Origin of the sequence: Citrobacter sp. Cpo012 (assembly GCF_030333015.1) — a bacterium.
Taxonomy (GTDB): domain Bacteria; phylum Pseudomonadota; class Gammaproteobacteria; order Enterobacterales; family Enterobacteriaceae; genus Citrobacter; species Citrobacter portucalensis.
This window is the reverse complement of record NZ_JAOWGR010000036.1, coordinates 470,358-496,116: the sequence shown is the minus strand read 5'-3', so window position 1 is coordinate 496,116 and position 25,759 is coordinate 470,358. Positions and strand designations below refer to the sequence as shown.

The window sequence follows — 25,759 nt, the reverse complement described above, 5'->3', positions numbered from 1 at the left end:
CTGGCATTTTTATCTCTGTGGCATTATTCCCGCGCCAGAGCATCTACTGGATCCAGACGTGCCGCATTCCGCGCCGGTAACCAGCCAAACAACACACCGGTTGCAGTCGAACACAGGAACGCCGTCAACAGCGCTACGGGTGAGAATCCAATTTCCCAGCCCGGCAGAAATAGCTGTAGCGTAAAAGCGATCAGCATCGACAGGCTAATGCCCAACGCGCCGCCAACCAGACACACTAACACCGCTTCAATTAAGAACTGTTGCAGCACGTCACTGGCGCGAGCGCCAACCGCCATACGAATACCAATCTCACGCGTTCGTTCGGTTACTGAAACCAGCATAATATTCATCACGCCAATCCCACCGACCACCAGCGAAATCACCGCCACCAGCGTCAGGAAGAGTTGTAATGTACGTGTGGTCTTTTCGGCGGTTTTCAAGATGCCGTCCATATTCCAGGTGAAGAAATCCTTCTTACCGTGGCGCAACGTCAACAGTCGGGTCAGTTGCTGTTCGGCCTGGGCACTGTCAAAACCATCCTTCACCCGCACGGTGATCGAGTTCAGCCACGACTGTCCCATAATGCGCCCGGACATAGTGCTGTAAGGCAGCCAGACACGCAGGATCTTGCTACTGCCAAACATCGACTGTTTCTCTTCTGCAACACCAATCACCGTGGCAGGCATATTCCCCACCAGCACGACTTCGCCAACAACTTTCGCTTTATTGGGGAACAACTGACGACGGGTATTGCTGTCGAGCACCACCACCTGAGCGCGCCCCGCCAGTTGCTCGGCGTTAAAGGTGGTCCCTTCGCTAAATGTCATGCCATAGACGTTGAAATAGTCGCCGCTAACGCCATTAGCACTGGCAGCAACGTCGATATTGCCATAGCGCAACCGCAGGTTCTTCGACACCGCAGGCGTTACTGAACTGACCCAGGGCTGCTTCTGTAGCGCCGTCAAATCGTCATACTTCAACGCCTGTTGATATTGCGGATCGTCGTCGCCGAAGTCTTTGCCTGGATAGATATCAATGGTGTTAGTACCAATAGCGCGAATATCTGCCAGTACCAGTTGTTTAGCCGCATCGCCTACCACCACGATCGACACCACCGAAGCAATACCGATAATGATCCCAAGCATGGTCAGTAGCGTTCGCATTTTATTCGCGGCCATTGCCAGCCAGGCCATGGTAAGCGCTTCACGAAAACCGCTGACAAACTGGCTCCAGCCGGATGCCGTTTTCACCGTTGGCTCCGCGATATCGCGTCCGCCAGAGGGTTTCTGTGGCGGTGGATTGCGCACAATCTCGCCGTCACGAATTTCAATGACCCGTTCGGCCTGCGCGGCGACCTGGCTGTCGTGAGTAACGATAATTACCGTATGCCCGCGATCGCGCAACTGATGCAAAATCGCCATCACCTCTTCGCCGGAATGGCTATCCAGTGCGCCGGTGGGTTCATCGGCAAGAATAACCTGCCCCCCGTTCATCAGCGCACGCGCGATACTGACCCGCTGCTGCTGACCACCGGAAAGCTGGGAAGGTTGATAGTCAACCCGGTCACCCAACCCCAGCCGCTGGAGTAATTCCTGCGCACGCGCCAGGCGCTGCTTACGTTCAGTGCCCGCGTAGACCGCCGGTACCTCAACGTTTTGTGCGGCGGTTAAATGCGACAGCAGGTGATAGCGCTGGAAGATAAAACCAAAATGCTCACGACGCAGTTGCGCTAGCGCATCGCTATCCAGCGTAGAGACATCACGTCCGGCAACGCGATACGTACCGCTGGTTGGCTTATCCAGACAGCCGAGAATGTTCATCAGCGTCGATTTACCCGAACCCGACGCCCCGACAATCGCCACCATTTCCCCGGCCTGAATGCTCAAGGATACGTCCTTCAACACCTCAACCTGGCCTTCGCCTGACGGATAGCTGCGGCGGATATGGCTCAGCTCAAGCAATGCTGTCATTTTGCAGCTCCAGCGTTGCCCTCACCGGTAATGACTTCATCCCCCTCTTCCAGCCCTTTCACGATCTCCACATCGGTGTCATTACGCGCGCCGATAACCACTTCACGTTCGCGGGTTTCGCCGTTACGCAGTAGTCTGACGTTATAGCGGTTGTTGCCAATAGGATCGCCCAGCGCCGACAGCGGGATGGTCAGGACATTTTTGACATCAGTGAGCTGGATATGGACCTGCGCGGTCATATCCAGACGCAGGATCCCTTTCGGGTTGGGAACTTCGAAGCGGGCATAGTAGAAAATCGCATCATTCACTTTCTCTGGCGTCGGAAGAACATCTTTGAGCTTACCTTCATAGCGTGTTTGCGGATCGCCCAGCACGGTAAACCAGGCCTTTTGCCCAGGATGCAGGTGAATTACATCAGCCTCAGAAACCTGCGCTTTCACCAGCATGGTGCTCATATCGGCCAGGGTCAGAATGTTAGGTGCCTGCTGGGCGGCAATAACGGTTTGCCCCTGCAGGGTAGTAATTTGTGTTACTTCGCCAGCCATTGGCGCAACGATGCGGGTGTAATCAAGGTTGGTTTTTGCCGTATCGAGAGAGGCCTGATTACGCTTAATTTGCGCGTCAATTGTGCCAATTTGCGCCTGTTTGACCGCCATTTCGGTGGCCGCCGTGTCGAGATCCTGCTGTGAAACGGCCTGAGTTTTTGCCAGCTGTTGTTGGCGGGAGAGAGTGACCCGCGCCAGCTTCCACTCAGCTTCGGCTTGTAAACGCTGGGCGCGCAATTCCATCAGCGTCGCTTCAACCTCTTTGATTTGGTTTTGCGCCTGTTCAGGATCGATAACACCGAGCAACTGATCTTTTTTCACTTTATCGCCAATCGCAACCGACAGCGTTTTTAACTGCCCGCTGACCTGTGCCCCGACGTCAACTTTACGCAGCGCATCCAGCTTACCGGTCGCCAGCACGCTTTGTTGCAGATCGCCAGGTCGAACAATTAATGTTTGATACTGAGGTAAAGGCGCATTAAGCGTTCGCCAAAGTGCAATTACCGCCACAATAAGGATGACGGCGAACAGAAAATAGCGTTTTTTGATTTTTCCCTTGAGCTTCATAAATGTCCCAATACCCCCAATACGTCCACCAGAGTGGAGTGCTAATCATCAACGTTAAATAAATCGCCGTTGAAAAGCGCAAGAATAACAGAGTTATTGATGAATGGTTAAGATCCGCTGTGCTGAAATTAGTACAAGGGTATCAATCGGATTTATATTATGAGTCAACTAACTGAAAGCACTTTTCTTTCCACCAAACCAGTCACGCGTTTTGGCCTTTTTTTCAGCCTGAGCAGCGGTCATTTACGGCCCGCACATTGCTGGGATAAACGGAGCTTTCGTCGTAAGTTTATCTGGCGTTCATTATTGATACCCCGTCTCACTCAGGAATGGATGACTGAACTGGCCCAATGGCCGGATCTTGGCCCCCTGCTCGCCCGTCAACCCCGACTGCCGGTTCGTTTGCACCGTCCTTATCTTGCGGCAAACTTCTCCCGCAAAATGCGTTTAGATGCGGTGCGTTTTCATTACCATTTTATCCGCCACGCATTCTTATCCGCTGAATTTAACGCCTTATTAAGCAATGACGGCTTACATCTGGCGCAAACCGAAGGTAAAGACGGCGATATATTTACCATCACCATGATGATGTTTCCGGTACTGGATAAAGAGGGTGAAGCCACCATTCAGGTGCGCAATGGTGACGGAGACGTGCTAACCAAAATGACGTTTACGTTCTGCGAATATAATGGGAAAAGTACATTATTTATTGGCGGTGTGCAGGGCAATGCGCAACTACCACACGAAGCAATCCAAAAAGCAACGAAGTCCTGCCATGGAATTTTCCCAAAACGTATTGTGATGGAAACCATTTGCCGTTTAGCCGAACAGTTGAATATTGAAAAAGTTATGGCTGTAAGTAATGAACAGCATATCTTTCGCAGTCAACGCTACCACGATAAAAACAAGGTGATCCATTCTGACTACAACGCTTTTTGGGAGTCGGTTGGCGGTGAGTGCGACAGCAACGGGTACTATCATATTCCACGCACGCTGGCGCGAAAAAGCGAGGCGGATATTGCGAGCAAAAAACGCGCAGAATACCGCCGCCGCTATCAGCTACTGGACAGCATCCATTCGCAGCTGTCGTCGATGTTTCGCCACTAATCCGCTCTGCCGCGTGCCAGCCACAGCACGCGGGAAAACATTTTTCGCAGCAGCGTTGGCACCGCATCAACGCCCCGCCGCCCGGCTTCCATCGCCACCTCAATGGCTAAATCCGGTTTTGACGAACGATGTATCGCCTTGGAGATAATTTTGCGCATATTCATAGGCACATTCTCAGGGATTTGCGCCACCCGGTGAAAGACGTCAGCAAACCCCTGGCGATACATAAAGTGTTCCATATCCAGCGCGGGGAGCATGGTCAAATGCTCACGCTCTTCCTCTCTGTCGTCATTCAATAAGCTACGTACCGTGGCCGCGTACTTTTTCCCGGCTTCATCGCCATCGACCAGCACATGCCACTCTATCCCCATCCGGCGGGCGAATTTAACCAGCGGCTTAAGACCGGACTGGGCAAATTCAATGACTTTAATCCCTTCTGCATCAAAGTGGTGTCCGCACTGGCGGGCCAGTTCGTTAATAACCCAGGTTTCCGTTTCACCTTCCACCAGCAGCCAGCAGCGGGCAAACAACGATGACGCACGATTAAAACGAATATGAAATGCGATTCGCCGACCATCTTCTGCACTGATCCCACCCGGCCCCAGCCGCCAGGCAGCGACGCGGGATGATTCACGTACCAGACGAACAACATGCTCAACAGGCGTAAGGGACAGCAGCTCACCGGAGTTGGTGGTCGCCACTCGCTGCAGAGGCAGTAAATTCAACAAGTGCCAGGCCACCGACAGCATGATGGGATGTAAACGCGTTTCCGGATCTTCCACCAGCAGTAAAGGTCGGGCGTCTTTATCCAGCCTTAGCGTGCCTTTGGCCTGCAACAAGGTCGAAAACAGGCCCAACAGAATAACCCGGTGCGTACGTCCGCCGGGTTTATCAATCATGCGGTTAATAATGTCCAGATAGCGCCAGCTCCGTTGTTCGTTATTGGAGCGACGGCGCATCAGACGGTAGCGGGACTGGCCAGCCCCCTGCTCGGAAAAATAGTGCTCCAACAACTGAACCATGGCCGATAACCCCTGGCGGATCTGCCCGTCGGTCAGGTTTTGCGGCCGGGTAGCCAGCTCACGCGCCAGAAAATCCAGTTGGCGGGCGGTGACTTCGACATCCGCCGAGTCCGGCACGGTACCGTTGCGGATCCGTCGCATGAATCGCGCGTCGCGCAGACGCAGTACCGGCATCAGACGCACAAGGTGGCGCGCCTGATCGTTAATGTCATCGAGAGGTAATGGATGGCCGTCGCCGTCAAGAAAACTGCGCAAGGTCAGAACGCTACCGTCATCCGCACACTCGCCTTCCAGGCGATAAAAAATGCGGTGATAGCCATCCTGGCACGGCGTCCAGCTGGCTTCCAGAGGACGATAGCGACGCACCCGGTGACGACCCGGCTGGGATTCACGAAACGTCAGGATAATGTGCAGGTGGTGTTCCCGGCCCTGTATATCACCCGGCGGGAACCAGAAATCCTCGCGGACAAAATGATACAAGTCTGACTCCGGCGACAGCAGCAGGGTCAAGGCATCCAGCAGACTGGATTTACCCCACGCGTTCTCCCCAATCAGCACGTTGCTCTGCTCCAGCATCAACGACAGACGGTTAATACCGCGAAATCCAACAATCTCAACGCGTTCGAGAATCATATAGCCTCCGGAAATGCTAACTTTTTCCTTCAAGTTATCAGGAGTATAACGGCAAGCGGGCGCTCAGGACACCCGATATCAATCTGGCGTGAATCGCAAAAGCAAAAAAAATAAGAATATTCTTCTTATGTTTTCTCCTGAATATAATTTCAGAACTTAATCATCGTCCTTTCGCTAATTGAACTATGCTTCATTCACCCAAGATTCAAAAAGGAATCGCAACATATTGCCTTAAATCAAATTTTTTCATCAATTTAACTGGCGAAGGGATGATATTTTTTTCTAAAATACCCGCTCTTTCATCATCGTCCCTTTTAGCGATGAATTACCGGGCAAGGAACACGAACCCGGAACTTTTAATTGAGGTGGTTATGTTCAGGAAATTAGCAGCTGAATTCTTCGGTACGTTTTGGCTCGTTTTTGGTGGGTGCGGTAGTGCAGTGCTGGCAGCCGCATTCCCGGAATTGGGAATTGGATTTGCCGGTGTCGCGCTGGCATTCGGCCTGACAGTATTAACCATGGCATTCGCTGTGGGTCATATTTCAGGTGGGCATTTTAACCCGGCGGTAACCTTCGGTTTATGGGCTGGCGGTCGTTTCCCGGCAAAAGATGTTATTGGTTACGTTATTGCTCAGGTTGTGGGCGGTATTGTTGCAGCTGCGGCACTGTATCTTATTGCCAGCGGTAAAGCAGGTTTTGATGCAACGGCCAGTGGTTTTGCTTCGAACGGCTTTGGTGAACATTCACCAGGCGGTTATTCCATGCTTTCTGCCGTCGTCATTGAAATTATTCTGACCGCAGGTTTCTTATTAGTGATCCACGGCGCGACCGATAAACATGCTCCGGCAGGTTTTGCACCTATCGCAATTGGTCTGGCGTTAACACTGATTCACTTGATCAGTATTCCGGTCACCAACACCTCCGTGAACCCGGCACGTAGTACCGCAGTAGCCATTTTCCAGGGCGGCTGGGCATTGCAACAATTGTGGTTCTTCTGGGTCATGCCGATTATCGGTGGGGTTCTCGGCGGTCTTATTTACCGCACCCTGCTGGAAAAACGCGATTAATCGCTAACAAAAAGACCTGGCGAAAGTCAGGTCTTTTTTTTCCTCTCTATATTTCCTTTTATTTGCAACTTTACTCCCCTCTTTGCATTGAGTAGTGTGTATACCCGTTATACTTCAAGTTGCAGATGTGTTGACTGCGCTCGCTCCCCCCAGTCACGTACTTATGTACGCTCCCGGGGATTCACTCCCTTGCCGCCTTCCTGCAACTTGAATTATTTAGGTTATAGTGACGCATTTCGTCTTACTTCTCAGCAAGGATCTGATTTTCATGTTTTCAGGGCTGTTAATCATTCTGGTTCCCCTTATTGTGGGCTACCTTATTCCGCTCCGGCACAGGGCTGCATTACAACTTATCAATCGCCTGTTAAGCTGGATCGTCTACCTTATTCTCTTTTTTATGGGTATTAGCCTGGCGTTTCTGGATAATCTCGCCAGCAACCTGTTAGCCATTCTTCATTATTCTGCGGTCAGCGTGACGGTCATTATACTGTGTAATATTGCGGCGCTGTTCTGGCTGGAGCGTTCGCTGCCCTGGAGACACAACCACAAGCAAGAAAAGCTCCCCTCGCGAATTGCAATGGCGCTTGAGTCGCTTCAGCTTTGCGGCGTCGTCGTCATCGGCTTCCTGCTCGGCCTCACTGGGCTTCCCATTCTGCAGCATGCCACCGAAGCCAGCGAATATACGTTAATCTTTTTACTGTTCCTGGTGGGGATTCAACTGCGCAATAGCGGCATGACCTTAAAGCAAATTGTGTTGAACCGTCGGGGGATGATCGTGGCCGTCGTCGTCGTCGCCAGTTCGATGCTGGCGGGGGTTATCAATTCCTTGATCCTCGGTCTACCGCTGAAAACCGCGCTGGCGATGGCATCAGGTTTTGGCTGGTATTCCCTGTCCGGTATTCTGTTAACCGAATCGTTCGGGCCCGTAATTGGTAGTGCCGCCTTCTTTAACGACCTGGCCCGTGAGCTGATCGCCATTATGTTGATTCCAGGAATGGTGGGCCGCAGCCGCTCTACCGCGCTGGGATTATGCGGCGCGACATCAATGGATTTTACCCTGCCCGTTTTACAACGCAGCGGCGGTCTGGAAATGGTCCCGGCAGCCATCGTCCACGGCTTCATTCTGAGTCTGTTAGTACCTCTGCTGATGGCGTTTTTCTCCGCCTGACGCCGGGACAAATACCTCTCTGGCGGTAGTCAGCTACCGCCAAAATTGCGCTAAATCAATCTCCCTGCAAGTAGTAGCAGAAATCCCTTTTATCCCTTCGCGCACAGGCATAACCTTAAACATGTATATTAAATATAACTTTAAAAGGTGTGACCATGTTTTGTGTGCAATGTGAACAAACCATCCGTACTCCGGCAGGAAACGGCTGCTCTTACGCGCAGGGTATGTGCGGTAAAACGGCTGAAACCTCCGATTTGCAGGATCTGCTGATTGCTTCCCTACAAGGTCTGTCTGCATGGGCTGTTAAAGCACGTGAATACGGCATCATCGACCATGAGGTTGATAACTTTGCGCCGCGTGCGTTCTTCTCCACGCTGACTAACGTTAACTTCGATTCCCCGCGTATTGTTGGCTATGCCCGTGAAGCTATCGCCATGCGCGACGCCCTAAAAGCGCAATGCCTGAACATCGACGCGAACGCAGCTGTCACCAACCCGATGGCCGATCTGCAACTGGTCAGCGACGATCTGGGCGACCTGCAACGTCAGGCCGCTGAATTTACCCCGAACAAAGACAAAGCAGCCATTGGCGAGAACATTCTCGGCCTGCGTCTGCTGTGTCTATACGGCCTGAAAGGTGCGGCAGCTTACATGGAGCACGCGCACGTTCTCGGTCAGTACGACAACGAAATCTACGCTCAGTACCACAAAATCATGGCATGGCTGGGTACCTGGCCTGCCGATATGAACGCTCTGCTGGAGTGTTCAATGGAAATCGGCCAGATGAACTTCAAAGTGATGAGCATTCTGGACGCCGGTGAAACCACCAAATACGGCCACCCGACCCCGACTCAGGTCAACGTAAAAGCAACCGAAGGTAAGTGCATCCTGATCTCCGGTCACGACCTGAAAGATCTGTACAACCTGCTGGAGCAGACCGAAGGTACCGGTGTTAACGTTTATACCCACGGTGAAATGCTGCCGGCGCACGGCTACCCGGAACTGCGTAAGTTCAAGCACCTGATCGGCAACTACGGCAGCGGCTGGCAGAACCAGCAGGTAGAGTTTGCCCGCTTCCCAGGTCCGATCGTGATGACCTCTAACTGCATCATCGACCCGACCGTTGGCGCGTACGACGACCGTATCTGGACCCGTAGCATCGTCGGTTGGCCGGGTGTGAGCCACCTCGAAGGCGACAACTTCGGTCCGGTTATCGCTCAGGCACAGCAGATGGCTGGCTTCCCGTACAGCGAAATCCCGCACCTGATCACCGTAGGTTTCGGTCGTCAGACCCTGCTGGGCGCTGCTGATACCCTGATCGACCTGGTGAGCCGCGAAAAACTGCGTCACATCTTCCTGGTTGGCGGTTGTGATGGTGCACGTGGTGAACGTAACTACTTCACCGACTTCGCCACCAGCGTGCCGGATGACTGCCTGATCCTGACCCTTGCTTGCGGTAAATACCGCTTCAACAAACTGGAGTTCGGCGATATCGAAGGCCTGCCGCGTCTGGTGGATGCTGGTCAGTGTAACGATGCTTACTCTGCCATCATCCTGGCGGTAACCCTGGCTGAGAAACTGGGCTGTGGCGTGAACGATCTGCCGCTGTCTCTGGTGCTCTCCTGGTTCGAACAGAAAGCGATTGTTATTCTGCTGACCCTGCTGTCTCTGGGCGTGAAAAACATCGTCACTGGCCCGACTGCACCTGGTTTCTTTACACCGGATCTGCTGGCAGTTCTCAACGAGAAATTTGGTCTGCGTTCCGTGACCACCGTTGAAGAAGACATGAAGCAACTGCTGAGCGCGTAAGGAGTAAAGAATGACAATGCCAACCCATCAGTGCCCATGGCGGATGCAGGTTCACCACATCCATCAGGAAACGCCGGATGTATGGACAATTTCGTTGCTATGCCACGATTATTATCCTTACCGCGCCGGGCAGTATGCACTGGTCAGCGTACGTAATTCAGCGGATACGCTGCGTGCTTACACCATTTCTTCAACGCCGGGCGTTAGCGAGTACATCACGTTGACCATCCGCCGGATTGACGATGGCGCAGGTTCACAGTGGCTAACCCGCGACGTGAAGCGCGGTGACTATATCTGGCTGTCGGATGCAATGGGTGAGTTCACCTGTGAAGATAAAGCGGAAGACAAGTTCCTGATGCTGGCCGCCGGCTGTGGTGTTACGCCAATCATGTCAATGCGTCGCTGGTTGGCAAAGTACCGCCCACAAGTGGATGTACAGGTAATCTTTAACGTTCGCTCGCCGCAAGATGTCATTTTTGCCGACGAGTGGCGGGAATATCCGGTGACACTAGTTGCTGAAAACAATGCCACAGAAGGTTTTGTTTCCGGCCGACTGACGACCGAACTGCTGAAAAGCGTACCGGATCTGACCTCGCGTACCGTGATGACCTGTGGCCCGGCACCGTATATGGATCTGGTCGAGAAAGAAGTCAAAGCGCTGGGTGTGACGCGCTTCTTTAAAGAGCAGTTCTTCACACCTGTTGCCGAAGCCGCCACCAGTGGCCTGAAGTTTACCAAGCTACAGCCGGCGAAAGAGTTCTACGCGCCGGTGGGCAGTACGCTGCTGGAAGCGCTGGAAAGCAACAAGGTTCCGGTTGTCGCCGCATGCCGTGCAGGTGTTTGCGGCTGCTGCAAAACCAAAGTGGTTGACGGTAACTACACGGTCAGCAGCACCATGACGCTGACCGACGCAGAAATCGCTGAAGGTTATGTGCTGGCTTGTTCCTGTCATCCGCAGGGTGATTTAGTGCTGGCGTAATTGGCCGGTATCTGATGTGCAAAAGGCCGCCTGGCTGTACCGGGTGGCCTTTTTTTATGCTGTCAGGCGTTGCAAAATTCTGATGTTTTCACTCTCCCCGCAAATTATCGACCACACTTACCCTGCGCAGATTAAACATAATCCCCGACTAGCACGTCGAACTTTCTACAAGGATCCCCATGAAAAAAGTGGCCATTGTCGGCGTCGGTCCCACCGGGATTTATACGTTTCATGCCCTGGTTGAGTGCGGTGAACCGCTGGAAATAGAGCTTTACGAGCAAGCTGAAGAGGCGGGCGTTGGCATGCCTTACAATAGCGACAACAACGCAGACCACATGCTGGCAAATATAGCCAGCATTGAGATCCCACCGATCTATATCAGCTATCTGACGTGGCTTCAGAATCAAAGTGATGACTATCTGGCCCAGTTTCAAATTGAACGCACCTCTTTGCATGAGCGGCAATTTTTGCCCCGCGTGATCCTCGGCGACTATTATCGCAATCGTTTTTTAGCCATTGTCGAGAAAGCGCAACAAGCCGGTTTCACGATTCGCATACATGAATCAAGCGAAGTCACCGACCTGCGAGCAGACCCGAATGGGGTTTCTTTGTGGATCAACCACGCGTCACAACCCGTTGAGGTGGATTTCGCCGCTATCGCCACTGGTCATCTGTGGCCTGAAACGGATGCTCAGGCGCGCAAGTTTTTCCCCAGTCCGTGGACCGGTCTGATGGACGCGCAGATTAGTGCTTGCCGGGTAGGGATTCTGGGCACCTCGCTAAGCGCTATCGACGCCGCGATGGCTGTGGCCAGTCAGCATGGCACCTTCACTACCAATACCGACCATTCACTGCAATTCACACCTAAATCTGACAGTCAAAACCTGAAGCTTACCCTGATGTCGCGCAGCGGGGTACTGCCTGAAGCGGATTTTTACTGCCCCCTTCCGTATGAATCGCTGAATATCGCGACGCCAGAAGCGATTGAAGATGCCATTGCCCATGGCCAAAACGGATTACTGGACCGCATCTTTCAGCTTATGGCGCAACAACTGCAAGACGCAGCGCCAGGCTGGTGCCAACAGGTGGCGCTTGCGACGCTTAACGCCGACACGTTCCCCGAAGTCTATTTCGCCGACAGGCTCAGGCATGACCCTTTTGACTGGGCGAGACGTAACCTGGTAGAAGTTGAGCGCAACAAGCAGAAACAACATACCGTCGCCTGGCGCTATACCTTGCTGCGCCTGCACGAGGTTATCGAGGAGATAGTCCCTCATCTTGATACCCGCGACGAAAAACGTTTCAAGCGCGGACTGGCGCGGGTATTTATTGATAACTATGCGGCAATCCCGTCAGAGTCAGTTCGCCGACTGCTGGCGCTGCACGAAGCCTGGCTGATTGAGATCCTCGCGCTCGGCACAGATTATGAGCGCATGAATGAACAGGAAATAACGGTAATTTCCCACCACGGTCAGCGCAGCGAATTTGATGTGTTTATTGACGCCCGAGGACAACGGGCATTGCAGAGCAAAGATATCCCGTTCCCAACGCTACGCGATCAACTGCTGGCCTGTGGCGATGAGATCCCGGATATCGGCGAAGATTACACGCTGCAAGCGCCGGAAAACGCCCGCAATCGCATCGCTTTTGGCGGGCTGCCGTGGTTAATGCACGATCGTCCGTTTATTCAGGGACTGGTGGTCAGCGCTGAAATAGGCGCCGCGATGGCAAGGGCATTGACGCAGCGAGCGCTGAGACGTCGGCACAAACTATGGAACAGTGACGACATATAGATTAGCGACAAATTGAACGACGAGGCGGAGCAATGTTACGCTTTCCCGCCTCGGTATTGACTCTCAGATGGTAACTATCGCCAGGCAGAATTCCCGGCAACGGAGTAACGCCCCGCCCCCAAAAACGCCACGGCCAGCGCGCCGATAAAGAAATAAACCAGACTTTCAATCGCCCATGCACCGGTTTTATCCAGTGTCCAGGTTTCCCCCATCCCGACCATCAGCCATGCCACAACCATCGTAAACGCCAGCCCCAACGCCGCCGGACGCGTCAGGATGCCAAGAATAATCAGGCACGGTGCCACGACCTCTCCCAACAGAACGCCATACGCAATAAAGCCTGGGAAACCTTTCGCTATCAACATACCGCTGATGCCATCAATACCCGCAAAGAGTTTATGCAGCCCATGAAACAGCATCAGCCCACCGACGGCAAAGCGTAACAATAACTTGCCAAAATCTTCGTGAGTCAGTACTCGGTTAACTGAATTTAATAGTTTTATAACCATTTGAATTTATTCCTTGTTTCACCATGTCCAATAACAAACTACGCTTAATACAGGTTAAATGAAACCTGCCGGAAATAAGGGGGAAATGAGAAGCATAACTATTATCTTCATCTAAACTTGTAACCGGTATCACATTAGAGGAGAAGGAAAACCATGAAACAAACGGTTGCCGCTTTTATTGCTAAAACACTCGAACAGGCTGGCGTAAAACGCATTTGGGGTGTAACGGGTGACTCGCTAAATGGTCTGAGTGACAGTCTGAATCGTATGGGAACAATTGACTGGATGCCAACCCGTCATGAAGAGGTTGCAGCCTTCGCCGCGGGCGCTGAAGCGCAGTTGACGGGCGAACTGGCCGTCTGCGCAGGCTCGTGCGGGCCAGGCAACCTGCACCTGATCAACGGGCTGTTTGATTGTCACCGTAACCACGTCCCGGTACTGGCAATCGCCGCGCATATTCCCTCCAGTGAAATAGGCAGCGGTTATTTTCAGGAGACCCACCCGCAAGAGTTGTTCCGCGAATGTAGCCACTATTGCGAGCTGGTTTCCAGCCCAGAACAGATCCCGCAGGTACTCGCCATTGCCATGCGTAAAGCCGTATTAAATCGTGGCGTCTCGGTGGTGGTTTTACCCGGTGACGTGGCGCTAAAACCTGCACCTGAAAGCGCCACCACGCACTGGTATCATGCGCCGCTCCCGGTGGTGACTCCACAAGAAGAAGAGCTGAGAAAACTGGCGCAACTGCTGCGCTACTCCAGCAATATCGCCCTGATGTGCGGTAGTGGCTGCGCCGGTGCGCATAAAGAACTGGTTGAGTTTGCGGCTAAAATCAAAGCGCCGATTGTTCACGCCCTGCGTGGTAAAGAGCATGTTGAGTACGATAACCCCTATGATGTGGGTATGACCGGGCTGATTGGCTTTTCATCCGGCTTCCATACCATGATGAATGCCGACACGTTGATCCTGCTTGGCACCCAGTTCCCCTATCGCCCGTTCTACCCCACCGACGCCAAAATTATTCAGATTGATATCAATCCGGCGAGCATTGGCGCGCACAGTAAAGTTGATATGGCGCTGGTAGGCGATATTAAATCTACGTTACGTGCCCTACTGCCGCTGGTGGAGGAAAAAACCGAGCGGCAGTTCCTGGACAAAGCGCTGGAGCACTATCGCGAGGCGCGCAAAGGGCTGGATGATTTAGCCAAACCCAGCGATAAAGCCATTCACCCGCAGTATCTGGCGCAGCAGATCAGCCACTTTGCCGCTGACGATGCCATCTTTACCTGCGACGTTGGTACGCCAACGGTGTGGGCAGCACGCTATCTGAAAATGAACGGCAAACGTCGTCTGCTCGGATCGTTTAACCACGGGTCGATGGCTAATGCTATGCCGCAGGCACTCGGTGCACAAGCGACCGAACCAGGACGCCAGGTTGTGGCAATGTGCGGTGACGGCGGCTTTAGTATGCTGATGGGAGACTTTCTGTCGGTTGTCCAAATGAAGCTGCCGGTGAAGATTATTGTCTTCAACAACAGCGTACTGGGATTTGTCGCAATGGAGATGAAAGCGGGCGGTTATCTGACCGACGGCACCGAACTGCACGACACCAACTTCGCGCGGATTGCCGAAGCCTGCGGCATTACAGGCATTCGCGTGGAAAAATCCTCAGAGGTTGATGAAGCGCTACAAAGAGCGATGTCGATTGACGGCCCGGTGCTGGTCGATGTGGTCGTGGCGAAAGAAGAGCTGGCGATCCCGCCGCAGATCAAACTCGAACAGGCTAAAGGTTTTAGCCTGTATATGCTGCGCGCAATCATCAGTGGACGCGGTGATGAAGTGATCGAACTGGCGAAAACGAACTGGCTCAGGTAAAACATCCTTATTAAATCACACACAAAATCATTCATGATGCATCAAGGCGGCTAGCCCGAAAATCCCCAGTCACATAGGTATACTATGTGACTGGGGTTTAAGGGTGCGGCCAACGCCGAAGCAGCCTGAAGGATGAAGTGTAATAAGGAGACACCATGATTGATTTACGCAGTGATACCGTCACCCGGCCGAGTCGCGCCATGCTGGAAGAGATGATGGCAGCCCCGGTCGGGGATGACGTGTATGGAGACGACCCTACCGTTAACGCCCTCCAGCAATACGCCGCAGAGCTTTCTGGTAAAGAAGCCGCTATTTTCTTACCTACCGGTACTCAGGCTAACCTGGTGGCGCTGCTCAGCCATTGTCAGCGTGGCGAAGAGTACATTGCCGGCCAGGGCGCGCATAACTATCTCTACGAAGCAGGTGGCGCAGCGGTGCTCGGTAGCATTCAACCGCAACCTATCGACGCCGCACCGGATGGCTCCCTGCCTCTGGACAAAGTAGCTGCAAAAATCAAAGTGGACGATATCCATTTTGCCCGCACCCGCTTGCTCAGCCTGGAAAATACCCACAACGGCAAAGTGCTGCCGCGCGAGTATCTGAAAGACGCCTGGGAATTCACCCGTGAGCGTAATCTTGCCCTGCACGTCGACGGCGCACGTATTTTTAACGCCATCGTCGCCTACGGCTGTGAACTTAAAGATGTCACGCAATACTGTGATTCGTTCACCATTTGCCTCTCCAAAGGCCTCGGCACCCCCGTTGGTTCACTGCTGGTCGGCAGCCACGAGTACATCAAACGCGCTATTCGCTGGCGCAAAATGACCGGCGGCGGAATGCGTCAGGCCGGTATTCTGGCAGCGGCCGGGCTGTATGCGCTGAAAAATAACGTGGCGCGTTTGCAGGAAGATCATGACAACGCCGCCTGGATGGCGGAGCAGCTGCGCGAAGCAGGGGCGGACGTCATGCGCCACGACACCAATATGCTGTTTGTTCGCGTTGGCGAAGAGCACGCTGCCGCGCTGGGCGAGTATATGAAAGCGCAAGGTGTGCTGATTAACGCCTCCCCGATTGTGCGCCTGGTGATGCACCTGGACGTATCACGTGAACAACTTGCTGAAGTCGTCGCCCACTGGCGCGCTTTTTTAACCCAATAAGGAGATGGGCGTGCCGCAACGGATTTTGGTTCTTGGCGCCAGTGGCTACATTGGTCAGCATTTGGTACAGGCGCTCAGTCAGCAAGGGCACCAGGTGTTGGCTGCGGCACGTCGCATTGAACGGCTGGAAAAGCAGCAACTGGCCAATGTCAGTTGCCACAAGGTCGATTTGAATTGGCCAGATAACCTCACCCCGCTGCTGACGGGTGTTGATACGGTTTATTATCTGGTTCATGGTATGGGCGAAGGCGGTGATTTTATTGCCCACGAACGTCAGGTGGCGATGAACGTGCGCGATGCGCTGCGTAATACGCCAGTTAAACAGCTTATTTTCCTGAGCTCATTGCAGGCTCCCCGGCATGAACAATCCGATCATCTGCGTGCGCGACAGATAACCGCAGACACCCTGCGCGAGTCAGGCGTGCCAATGACGGAATTGCGCGCGGGCATTATCGTGGGAGCGGGTTCCGCTGCCTTTGAAGTCATGCGCGATATGGTTTACAACCTACCGGTTCTCACCCCTCCACGCTGGGTACGCTCGCGTACCACGCCTATCGCGCTGGAGAATTTAATGTACTATCTGGTGGCATTGTTGGAAAATCCCACACCACATCACCGCGTCCTCGAAGCCGCCGGGCCGCAGGTGTTGAGCTATCAGGAACAGTTCGAGCATTTTATGGCGGTCAGCGGTAAACATCGCCTGCTCATCCCCATCCCCTTTCCTACCCGCTGGATTTCGGTCTGGTTTTTGAACGTCATTACGTCAGTGCCGCCAACCACGGCCAAAGCGCTGATCCAGGGCTTAAAACACGACCTGCTGGCCGATGACACCGAATTACGTGCGCTGATCCCACAAAAACTGATTGCCTTTGATGACGCCGTGCGCAGCACGTTGAAGGAAGAAGAGAAGCTGGTCAACTCCAGCGACTGGGGTTACGACGCACAGGCGTTTGCCCGCTGGCGTCCAGAATATGGCTATTTCGCCAAACAAGCTGGCTTTAGCGTTGAAACCTCTGCCAGCACAAAAGCGCTGTGGCAGGTTGTGAATCGACTCGGCGGCAAAGAAGGCTATTTCTTTGGCAATATTCTATGGAAGACGCGCGCGGCGTTGGACCTGCTGGTCGGCCATAAGCTGGCAAAAGGTCGTCCCGAACACCCACTATTGCAGGTTGGCGACACCGTTGATAGCTGGAAAGTCATCATCGTTGAGCCGGAGAAACAGCTGACGCTGCTGTTTGGGATGAAAGCGCCGGGACTGGGACGCCTGAGCTTCACACTGGAAGATAAAGGTGACCACCGACGCATTGATGTACGCGCGTGGTGGCATCCGCACGGTATGCCTGGCCTCTTCTACTGGCTGTTGATGATCCCCGCCCACCTGTTCATTTTCAGGGGGATGGCGAAGCGTATAGCCAAACTTGCAGAACAAATCACAGACTAATGATAAAAAGAGCCTGTATTCTTTCATGTTTCCCATTGCATACAGGCGTAATTCACGGAAGAATGCGCACGACGTTTTTTAAACACAGTGGATTGATATGAAGGTACTGGTTACCGGAGCCACCAGCGGCTTGGGCCGAAACGCGGTTGAGTTTTTATGCAGCAAAGGCGTCAGCGTCAGAGCCACCGGTCGCAACGAAGCGATGGGCAAGCTGCTGGAGAAAATGGGCGCAGAATTTGTGCATGCGGATTTGACCGAGCTGGTTTCTTCGCAGGCAAAAGTGATGCTGGCCGGCATTGACACGCTGTGGCACTGCTCCAGCTTCACCTCTCCATGGGGAACTCAGGAAGCATTTGATCTGGCCAACGTTCGTGCTACCCGCCGTCTGGGCGAGTGGGCCGTAGCCTGGGGTGTACGTAACTTTATTCATATCTCCTCTCCGTCGCTGTATTTTGATTATCACCATCATCGCGATATCAAAGAAGACTTCCGTCCCCATCGCTTCGCCAACGAATTCGCCCGCAGCAAAGCGGCTGGTGAAGAGGTGATTGCACTGCTCGCCCAGGCTAACCCGCAGACTCGCTTTACTGTCTTGCGCCCACAAAGCTTGTTCGGACCTCACGATAAAGTCTTTATTCCCCGCCTCGCCCATATGATGTACCACTACGGCAGCATCCTGTTGCCGCACGGCGGGAGTGCGCTGGTGGATATGACCTATTACGAGAACGCGGTTCACGCGATGTGGCTGGCGAGTCAGCAAGCCTGCGATAAGCTGCCGTCGGGTCGTGCGTACAATATAACCAACGGTGAACACCGCACCCTGCGCAGTATTGTGCAGAAACTCATCGACGAGCTGAATATTGATTGCCGTATCCGCTCCGTGCCCTACCCGATGCTGGACATGATTGCCCGCAGCATGGAGCGCTTAGGCAATAAATCGGCGAAAGAGCCAAAGCTTACGCATTACGGCGTTTCGAAGCTAAATTTTGACTTTACGCTGGATACCAGCCGCGCCCAGGAAGAGTTAGGTTATCAGCCCGTTGTGACGCTGGATGAAGGGATTGAGCGTACCGCGGCCTGGCTGCGCGACCACGGTAAGCTGCCGCGTTAGGCTGATAGCCATTGCAGGGTGGCGGCGCAAGCGCCACAAAATCCTGCCAAATTAACCGTAGGCCTGATAAGCGAAGCGCCATCAGGCATTGGTGTCTGCGTTAACCCTGCCCGTATTTCTCCAGTAACGCTTCGGCAATCGCCTGCGTTTCAGCGTCCGCCACGCCATTCCACAACGTCGGGCGGAAGTGCATCTGGAACGCCATAATCACCCGCTGCTGTTCACGCGGCGTCATCTCGGGTTTTACCTCATAGCCATAGCGTGACAGTAGATCGAGCAATGACGCGGTTTCTACCGGCGTATGGGGCGCTCGTCCGGCGAGATAAAATGCCACACGCTGAGCATCCGGCCATGCGCCAATGCCCTGAGCGGCCAGTGCTTGCCACGGAAACAGCGGACCGGGATCGTCCTTACGCTGCGGCGCAATGTCTGCATGAGCCACCACGTTTTGCGGTTTTATGTCGTAGCGGGCGATAATATCTTTCGCCAATGGGATTAACGCCTGAATCTGCGCGGGCTCAAACGGCGCAAAATACTTGCTGCCCGCTGATTTTTGCCAGCCGCGGTTTTCCAGCTCAATGCCAATTGAGGTATCGTTAATACGCGTAGCACCGCGCCAGAAGCTAATCCCCGCATGCCAGGCCAGATCTTTTTCGGGCACCAGTTGCCAGATACGCGGTTTACCATGGTAAAGCGGCGGCACTGCGGGGATCAAATAGTGTGAACTGACGTTTTTATCGGTCAGCGTAGCCAGGGAAGAGTCAAAATCATCTGCGGTGTAATGGATAACCAGTACTTTAATGCGCGGATAAGCAGCCTGGGCCTGACGGCGGGTATCTAACTGATACCCGTCTTTGTCGACAATCCCTTTTTCGCCAGCACATCCCACCAGCAACAGCGTAAATGCCAGCAGACACAACAGACGTTTCATCGGCAAGTTTTCACCGCGGTACCGCTGACGCTCACCATCAGCATGCTACCGTCTTTGCCTACGGTTTCGTAATCGATATCGATACCGACCACCGCATCAGCACCCAGCGCTTTCGCCTGTTCGCCCAGCTCCTGAAAAGCAATTTCACGCGCTTTACGCAGCTCTTTTTCATACGCGCCGGAGCGACCGCCAACAATATCGCGAATGCCGGCGAAGAAATCGCGGAAAATATTCGCGCCTAAAATGGCTTCACCGGTAACAACACCGCAGTACTCCACGATGCTCTGTCCTTCCAGCGTAGGGGTTGTCGAAAACTGCATGGTTAATCTCCTTTTTGTGCTAAGAGCACAATCTCAAAAGCATTATCAAACCAATACACTATGACACTCAAAGGAAAGCCCGCCAAATAAAACTGCTATCCTTGTTGATGTGTAGCGGTTTCAGGTGGTGCGTTTTTTATTTTTATTTGACTGGCATGCCGCCAGAAATAAAAAAGCCCCCAGATGTTTGGAGGCCTGAAGTTATTATTTTCTAAAATCTAATGGCGCCTGGCCGGACTGAATGTACATTGCTACGTTATCAAATGTAATCATTTTTGATTTACAAAAAATACATTTTGCCCCGAACGGATTTCCCTCAGTAACATCAAAGGTTGATGTTCTGTATTGGGAACCATGGCAACATGGACAGCGAAAGTGAATATGATTAGTAATAATAGTTACCTCAAAGCGCCACAACATTAATTGCGGATGGACCTTTAGGTCCCTGCTCCACACCGAATTCGACTTTCTGGTTTTCATTCAGCGTCTTAAACTCATTACTTTGAATCGCTGAGAAATGGACAAAGACATCTTTGCTGCCATCTGCAGGCGTAATGAAGCCAAAACCTTTTTCAGGATTGAACCATTTAACTAAACCAGTCATTTTAGTAGACATATATTTATTCCTTAATTTGAGCCTTTCGGCAAGCTTGGTTTTTATGACAGAAACTTCGTAGTGCTTAATGAAGAAACTCAAAGAGGGGATAAACGGGTTACACCTGAAAATGAGAATTGCTTGAGTAAACTACTTTGTATATCGTCTGTTATTCAAACCGCCCGGATCATTAACGCACGGGCACCGAGATTAAGCAACTCTTATTTTAGCCATCCGGAGTCCCTTATAGCCAACAACACGGCATGAGTTTTGTTTAGCCATGCGTAAAGCGCGGCAAATGGAACATGCAAATGCTCAGATGGTCTATACAGTATAAGAAGCATGAATGGCCGCCAACGCCCCGTTGCAGGTTGATATACTAAAGCTGAAGCTGGCAACGAGCGCCACCAACATACTTCAGGTGGGGTGTCCGCGAATTTGCTTTAGCAAAAACAATGTGTTAATCGATCATACAATCTTTAGTTAGACCGAATTGTTCATCGTAGAACACAATTAGTAGGAAGCTTATAAGGAAATCATTATGCGCTATTCGAAACTCTCTCTGCTGGTTCCATGTGCACTACTTCTCAGCGCCTGTACGACCGTGACGCCGGTCTATAAAGATAACGGCACGCGTAGTGGTTCATGCATAGAAGGTGGGCCAGACAGCGTGGCTCAACAATTCTATGATTACCGTATTCAGCATCGAAACAATGATATTACCGCCCTTCGTCCGTACCTGAGCGACAATCTGGCTAAACTGCTGACCGATGCCAGCCGTGATAATGCACACCGCGATCTGTTTAACAGCGATCCGTTCTCCAGTCGCGCTACGTTACCAGACAGCGCCAGTGTCGCCAGCGCATCGACTATTCCGAATAGTGATGCACGCAACATTCCACTGCGCGTAGAGCTGAAACAGGGTGACCAAAGCTGGCGTGATGAAGTGCTGATGATCCGTGAAGGTCAGTGCTGGGTCGTTGATGATGTACGCTATCTGGGCGGCAGCGTACACGCGCCAGCCGGGACGCTGCGCCAGTCTGTCGAAAACCGCTAACCGCCCCATTCACCCGCTTAAATCATAACCCCCATAAATTGTCTGGCATTCTGCATAGAATGCCGACATTTATTCTTGCCCACTGGTGGCCCCGCTATTTTGTGCTATGTTTAGAGAAGAATGCGGTTTGCATTTAACTTTTAACGCATAAATATTGCATAACTATTCTGTCAAAGGTAGTATCTGCGGCTTCAATAGCTATCAGACTGCCAGTATCGAGTGTCAATGAGTATTCAATTAAACGGCATTAACTGCTTCTACGGCGCACATCAGGCGCTGTTCGATATCACGCTGGATTGCCCTCAGGGTGAAACACTGGTGTTACTTGGCCCAAGTGGAGCCGGGAAAAGCTCGCTGCTGCGCGTACTCAACCTGCTTGAGATGCCGCGCTCGGGCACGCTCTCTATTGCGGGCAACCGTTTCGACTTCACGAAGACCCCGTCAGATAAAGCCATTCGGGATCTGCGTCAGAACGTGGGCATGGTCTTTCAGCAATATAATCTCTGGCCGCATCTCACGGTTGTGCAGAACCTGATTGAAGCGCCCTGCCGTGTGCTCGGTCTGACAAAAGAGCAGGCAATGGCGCGCGCCGAGAAACTGCTGGAACGTCTGCGCCTCAAGCCTTACAGCGATCGTTACCCATTACATCTTTCCGGTGGCCAGCAACAGCGTGTAGCCATTGCCCGCGCGTTGATGATGGAGCCGCAGGTGCTGCTGTTTGATGAACCGACCGCCGCGCTTGACCCGGAAATTACCGCCCAAATCGTCAGCATCATTCGCGAACTGGCGGAAACCAACATTACTCAGGTGATCGTCACCCACGAAGTGGAAGTTGCACGTAAAACGGCCAGTCGTGTGGTGTATATGGAAAACGGTCATATCGTCGAGTTTGGGGATGCGAGCTGCTTTGCCAACCCGCAAACCGAAGCGTTTAAAAACTATCTTTCTCACTAAGATTCGGGACAATACAATGAAAAAAGTTCTGATTGCCGCGCTAATCGCAGGTTTTAGTCTTTCCGCTACCGCAGCCCAAACCATTCGTTTCGCCACCGAAGCGTCTTATCCTCCGTTTGAATCTATCGATGCGAATAACAAGATCGTAGGTTTTGACGTTGATCTGGCAAACGCGCTGTGTAAAGAGATTGACGCTACTTGTACCTTCACCAATCAGGCCTTCGACAGCCTGATCCCAAGCCTGAAATTCCGTCGTTTTGACGCGGTAATGGCCGGTATGGACATCACCCCAGAGCGTGAAAAACAGGTGCTGTTCACCACCCCTTACTACGACAACTCTGCGCTGTTTGTGGGCCAGCAGGGTAAATACACCAGCATTGACCAGCTGAAAGGTAAAAAAGTCGGCGTTCAAAACGGTACTACGCACCAGAAATTCATCATGGATAAACATCCGGAAGTGACCACTGTGCCGTATGACAGCTACCAGAATGCCAAACTCGATCTGCAAAACGGTCGCATTGACGGTGTATTCGGTGACACCGCAGTGGTAACCGAATGGCTGAAAGACAATCCAAAACTGGCCGCGGTTGGCGACAAAGTGACGGATAAAGATTACTTCGGTACGGGTCTGGGCATCGCGGTGCGTCAGGGCAACACTGAGCTGCAGCAGAAGTTTAACGCTGCGCTGGAAAAAGTGAAGAAAGATGGGACTTACGAAACCATCTACAACAAATGGTTCCAGAAGTAATATTTGATGAATGAATTTTTTCCTTTAGCAAGCGCCGCCGGGATGACCGTCGGCCTTGCCGTTTGTGCGCTGATCATTGGCCTTGCACTCGCCATGTTTTTTGCCGTCTGGGAGTCAGTAAAATGGCGCCCGGTGGCATGGGCGGGCTCGGCCCTGGTCACCATCCTGCGCGGTCTGCCAGAAATTCTGGTGGTTCTGTTTATCTATTTCGGCTCCTCACAACTGCTGCTGACGCTGGCCGATGGCTTTACGATCAATCTCGGGTTTGTACAAATCCCGGTTCAGATGCAGATCGAAAACTTCGACGTCAGCCCGTTCCTGTGCGGTGTCATTGCACTGTCATTATTGTACGCCGCTTACGCGTCGCAAACGCTGCGTGGCGCGCTGAAGGCCGTGCCACTCGGACAATGGGAATCAGGTCAGGCGTTGGGTTTGTCTAAAGCCGCGATCTTCTTTCGTCTGGTGATGCCGCAGATGTGGCGTCATGCCTTACCGGGACTGGGTAACCAGTGGCTGGTATTGCTGAAAGATACCGCGCTGGTCAGCCTTATCAGCGTGAACGATCTGATGCTACAAACGAAGAGTATTGCCACCCGTACCCAGGAGCCGTTTACCTGGTACATTGTGGCGGCCGCTATTTACCTGGTGATTACGCTGGTGAGTCAGTACATTCTCAAACGCATTGACCTGCGCGCGACACGTTTTGAGCGGAGACCAGGCTAATGCTTGAGTATTTACCTGAATTGTTGAAAGGGCTGCATACCAGCCTGACGCTGACAGTCGCCTCCATCGTGGTTGCTCTGGTGCTGGCGCTGATCTTCACCGTCATCCTGACGCTGAAAACGCCGGTGCTGGTGTGGCTGGTTCGCGCGTATATCACGCTGTTTACCGGTACACCGCTGCTGGTGCAAATCTTCCTGATCTACTACGGACCAGGACAGTTTCCAGCATTGCAAGAATATCCGGTACTGTGGCATCTGCTCTCTGAACCCTGGTTATGCGCCTTAATTGCGCTGTCGTTAAACAGTGCAGCCTACACTACGCAACTGTTCTACGGTGCTATCCGTGCAATCCCGGAAGGCCAGTGGCAGTCCTGCGGAGCGTTAGGGATGAGCAAAAAGGATACGCTGGCGATTCTGTTGCCGTACGCCTTTAAACGCGCCCTCTCCTCGTATTCCAACGAAGTGGTGCTGGTATTTAAAAGTACCTCACTGGCTTACACTATCACGCTGATGGAAGTCATGGGCTATAGCCAGCTGCTGTACGGTCGTACTTATGACGTTATGGTCTTCGGTGCGGCAGGTGTGATTTATCTGATCGTCAACGGTTTGCTGACGCTGATGATGCGCTTAATCGAACGTAAAGCGCTGGCGTTTGAACACCGGAATTAAGCATATGCCTGATGGCGCTACGCTTATCAGGCCTACGGTTCATGCACCTTTTGTAGGCCGGATAAGGTGCTAGCACCGCCATCCAGCAAATATGCATAAAGCAAAATAATAAAGACGGACAACAACCTAAATTGTCCGTCTTTTTTTATACTGTAAAAAATACTTAATCATTTTTATTGCATATAAATTCATAAAATGGCATTGTTACTCCACGCCGCAGACACGGTAATAATCATAAGATTGACAGACGGGAGTTCCACCATGAAAAAGTTAGTACTGGCCGCATTACTTGCTACTTTCGCCGCTGGCGCCTCAGCTGCTGATAAAATTAGTTTCGGTGTATCAGCCACGTATCCGCCATTTGAATCACTGGACGCGAGCAATAAAATTGTCGGTTTTGACATCGACCTGGCAACGGCGCTGTGCAAACAAATGCAGGCAGAATGTACTTTCACCAATCACGCTTTCGACAGCCTGATCCCCGCGCTGAAATTCAAGAAATATGATGCGGTAATTTCCGGAATGGATATCACACCTGAGCGTAGCAAGCAGGTTGCATTTACTCAGCCTTACTATGCCAACTCCGCGCTGGTGATTGCGAAAAAAGACACCTATAAAACCTTTGCCGACCTGAAAGGTAAGCGCATCGGTATGGAAAACGGCACCACCCATCAGAAATACCTGCAGGACAAACATCCTGAGGTGAAAACCGTGGCCTACGATAGCTATCAGAATGCGATTATCGACCTGAAAAATGGCCGTATTGATGGCGTATTTGGCGATACCGCTGTGGTTAACGAATGGCTGAAAACCAACCCGCAGTTAGGCGTAGCCACAGACAAAGTAACCGATCCGCAATACTTCGGTACTGGCCTTGGCATCGCGGTTCGCCCAGATAACAAAGCCCTGCTGGAAAAACTGAACAGCGCGCTGGCGGCAATCAAAGCTGACGGCACGTACCAGAAAATCAGCGATCAGTGGTTCCCGCAGTAACGTCTGCCCAATCTGAAAAGC

Annotated in this window: 24 protein-coding genes; 16 read left to right on the top strand and 8 right to left on the bottom strand. The window is 52.5% G+C overall.

Annotation, left to right across the window (positions count from 1 at the left end; genetic code table 11):
- Positions 1-23: 23 nt before the first annotated feature.
- Positions 24-1,970 (bottom strand): macrolide ABC transporter ATP-binding protein/permease MacB, encoded by a 1,947-nt coding sequence (gene macB, locus OGX90_RS09095; RefSeq protein ID WP_048215946.1) that lies wholly within the window; start codon positions 1,968-1,970, stop codon positions 24-26.
- Positions 1,967-3,082, bottom strand: a complete 1,116-nt coding sequence (macA, locus tag OGX90_RS09090; protein ID WP_008785219.1) for a macrolide transporter subunit MacA — start codon at positions 3,080-3,082, stop codon at positions 1,967-1,969. The genes macB and macA overlap by 4 nt, the downstream gene beginning before the upstream one ends.
- Before the next feature lie 159 nt (positions 3,083-3,241).
- Between macA and OGX90_RS09085 the strand changes: the two genes are divergently transcribed.
- Positions 3,242-4,189 (top strand): VirK/YbjX family protein, encoded by a 948-nt coding sequence (locus tag OGX90_RS09085; RefSeq protein ID WP_234692135.1) that lies wholly within the window; start codon positions 3,242-3,244, stop codon positions 4,187-4,189.
- On the opposite strand, the gene OGX90_RS09080 is transcribed toward OGX90_RS09085, so the two are convergent.
- A complete protein-coding gene (locus OGX90_RS09080; protein WP_003834292.1) occupies positions 4,186-5,844 on the bottom strand; it encodes an ATP-dependent endonuclease in 1,659 nt (552 codons plus the stop codon). The two genes, OGX90_RS09085 and OGX90_RS09080, sit on opposite strands and share 4 nt — an antisense overlap.
- 371 nt (positions 5,845-6,215) lie before the next feature.
- Between OGX90_RS09080 and aqpZ the strand changes: the two genes are divergently transcribed.
- The 5 genes from aqpZ to OGX90_RS09055 all read left to right on the top strand — a co-directional run bounded on the left by aqpZ (position 6,216) and on the right by OGX90_RS09055 (position 12,659).
- A complete protein-coding gene (aqpZ, locus tag OGX90_RS09075) occupies positions 6,216-6,911 on the top strand; it encodes an aquaporin Z (protein WP_003840208.1) in 696 nt (231 codons plus the stop codon).
- A 268-nt stretch (positions 6,912-7,179) separates the two neighbouring features.
- On the top strand, positions 7,180-8,079 hold the full coding sequence (locus tag OGX90_RS09070) for a LysO family transporter (protein WP_103014216.1): 900 nt from the start codon (positions 7,180-7,182) through the stop codon (positions 8,077-8,079).
- 155 nt (positions 8,080-8,234) lie between these two features.
- Positions 8,235-9,887 (top strand): hydroxylamine reductase, encoded by a 1,653-nt coding sequence (gene hcp / locus OGX90_RS09065; RefSeq protein ID WP_008785224.1) that lies wholly within the window; start codon positions 8,235-8,237, stop codon positions 9,885-9,887.
- A 10-nt stretch (positions 9,888-9,897) separates the two neighbouring features.
- On the top strand, positions 9,898-10,866 hold the full coding sequence (gene hcr / locus OGX90_RS09060; protein ID WP_234692137.1) for an NADH oxidoreductase: 969 nt from the start codon (positions 9,898-9,900) through the stop codon (positions 10,864-10,866).
- A gap of 179 nt (positions 10,867-11,045) precedes the next feature.
- The gene (locus OGX90_RS09055; RefSeq protein ID WP_286623569.1) at positions 11,046-12,659 is read left to right on the top strand and encodes an FAD-NAD(P)-binding protein; all 1,614 of its coding nucleotides are present in this window, start codon (positions 11,046-11,048) and stop codon (positions 12,657-12,659) included.
- Positions 12,660-12,733: 74 nt separating this feature from the next.
- On the opposite strand, the gene OGX90_RS09050 is transcribed toward OGX90_RS09055, so the two are convergent.
- On the bottom strand, positions 12,734-13,168 hold the full coding sequence (locus tag OGX90_RS09050) for a DoxX family protein (protein ID WP_003834302.1): 435 nt from the start codon (positions 13,166-13,168) through the stop codon (positions 12,734-12,736).
- A gap of 153 nt (positions 13,169-13,321) precedes the next feature.
- Here OGX90_RS09050 and poxB point away from each other — a divergent pair, with 153 nt between their 5' ends.
- The 4 genes from poxB (at position 13,322) to OGX90_RS09030 (ending at position 18,749) form a co-directional block, all read left to right on the top strand.
- Positions 13,322-15,040: a ubiquinone-dependent pyruvate dehydrogenase gene (gene poxB / locus OGX90_RS09045; protein ID WP_032943955.1), complete on the top strand. Its 1,719-nt coding sequence runs from the start codon at positions 13,322-13,324 to the stop codon at positions 15,038-15,040.
- Positions 15,041-15,195: 155 nt separating this feature from the next.
- Positions 15,196-16,197: a low-specificity L-threonine aldolase gene (gene ltaE / locus OGX90_RS09040; RefSeq protein WP_079934522.1), complete on the top strand. Its 1,002-nt coding sequence runs from the start codon at positions 15,196-15,198 to the stop codon at positions 16,195-16,197.
- A gap of 10 nt (positions 16,198-16,207) precedes the next feature.
- Positions 16,208-17,638: an SDR family oxidoreductase gene (locus OGX90_RS09035; RefSeq protein ID WP_048216410.1), complete on the top strand. Its 1,431-nt coding sequence runs from the start codon at positions 16,208-16,210 to the stop codon at positions 17,636-17,638.
- A 97-nt stretch (positions 17,639-17,735) separates the two neighbouring features.
- Positions 17,736-18,749: a 3-beta-hydroxysteroid dehydrogenase gene (locus OGX90_RS09030; RefSeq protein ID WP_060683559.1), complete on the top strand. Its 1,014-nt coding sequence runs from the start codon at positions 17,736-17,738 to the stop codon at positions 18,747-18,749.
- A 100-nt stretch (positions 18,750-18,849) separates the two neighbouring features.
- Here the strand turns inward: OGX90_RS09030 and OGX90_RS09025 are convergent, their stop codons facing one another.
- The 4 genes from OGX90_RS09025 to cspG form a co-directional block, all read right to left on the bottom strand.
- Positions 18,850-19,680 (bottom strand): N-acetylmuramoyl-L-alanine amidase, encoded by an 831-nt coding sequence (locus OGX90_RS09025; protein ID WP_032943958.1) that lies wholly within the window; start codon positions 19,678-19,680, stop codon positions 18,850-18,852.
- The gene (locus tag OGX90_RS09020) at positions 19,677-20,000 is read right to left on the bottom strand and encodes a heavy metal-binding domain-containing protein (protein WP_102190525.1); all 324 of its coding nucleotides are present in this window, start codon (positions 19,998-20,000) and stop codon (positions 19,677-19,679) included. Before OGX90_RS09020 ends, OGX90_RS09025 begins: the two co-directional genes overlap by 4 nt.
- A gap of 204 nt (positions 20,001-20,204) precedes the next feature.
- Entirely contained in the window at positions 20,205-20,393 is a 189-nt protein-coding gene (gene ymcF / locus OGX90_RS09015; protein ID WP_071692589.1) for a cold shock small protein YmcF, read from the bottom strand.
- 10 nt (positions 20,394-20,403) lie between these two features.
- Positions 20,404-20,616 carry a cold shock protein CspG gene (gene cspG, locus OGX90_RS09010; protein ID WP_020996661.1) on the bottom strand — a complete coding sequence of 71 codons (213 nt, stop codon included), beginning with the start codon at positions 20,614-20,616 and terminating at the stop codon, positions 20,404-20,406.
- A 520-nt stretch (positions 20,617-21,136) separates the two neighbouring features.
- Here cspG and OGX90_RS09005 point away from each other — a divergent pair.
- The 6 genes from OGX90_RS09005 to artJ all read left to right on the top strand — a co-directional run bounded on the left by OGX90_RS09005 (position 21,137) and on the right by artJ (position 25,738).
- On the top strand, positions 21,137-21,652 hold the full coding sequence (locus OGX90_RS09005) for a lipoprotein (protein ID WP_003834409.1): 516 nt from the start codon (positions 21,137-21,139) through the stop codon (positions 21,650-21,652).
- A 225-nt stretch (positions 21,653-21,877) separates the two neighbouring features.
- The gene (gene artP, locus OGX90_RS09000; RefSeq protein WP_003027295.1) at positions 21,878-22,606 is read left to right on the top strand and encodes an arginine ABC transporter ATP-binding protein ArtP; all 729 of its coding nucleotides are present in this window, start codon (positions 21,878-21,880) and stop codon (positions 22,604-22,606) included.
- A gap of 16 nt (positions 22,607-22,622) precedes the next feature.
- Positions 22,623-23,354, top strand: coding sequence for an arginine ABC transporter substrate-binding protein ArtI (gene artI / locus OGX90_RS08995; RefSeq protein ID WP_003027298.1), 732 nt, complete (start codon positions 22,623-22,625; stop codon positions 23,352-23,354).
- 6 nt (positions 23,355-23,360) lie between these two features.
- Positions 23,361-24,077, top strand: a complete 717-nt coding sequence (artQ, locus tag OGX90_RS08990) for an arginine ABC transporter permease ArtQ (protein ID WP_003027301.1) — start codon at positions 23,361-23,363, stop codon at positions 24,075-24,077.
- Complete coding sequence (gene artM / locus OGX90_RS08985) at positions 24,077-24,745, top strand: arginine ABC transporter permease ArtM (RefSeq protein ID WP_003840185.1); 669 nt, start codon at positions 24,077-24,079, stop codon at positions 24,743-24,745. Before artQ ends, artM begins: the two co-directional genes overlap by 1 nt.
- 261 nt (positions 24,746-25,006) lie before the next feature.
- Positions 25,007-25,738, top strand: coding sequence for an arginine ABC transporter substrate-binding protein ArtJ (artJ, locus tag OGX90_RS08980; protein WP_003027308.1), 732 nt, complete (start codon positions 25,007-25,009; stop codon positions 25,736-25,738).
- Positions 25,739-25,759 lie beyond the last annotated feature (21 nt).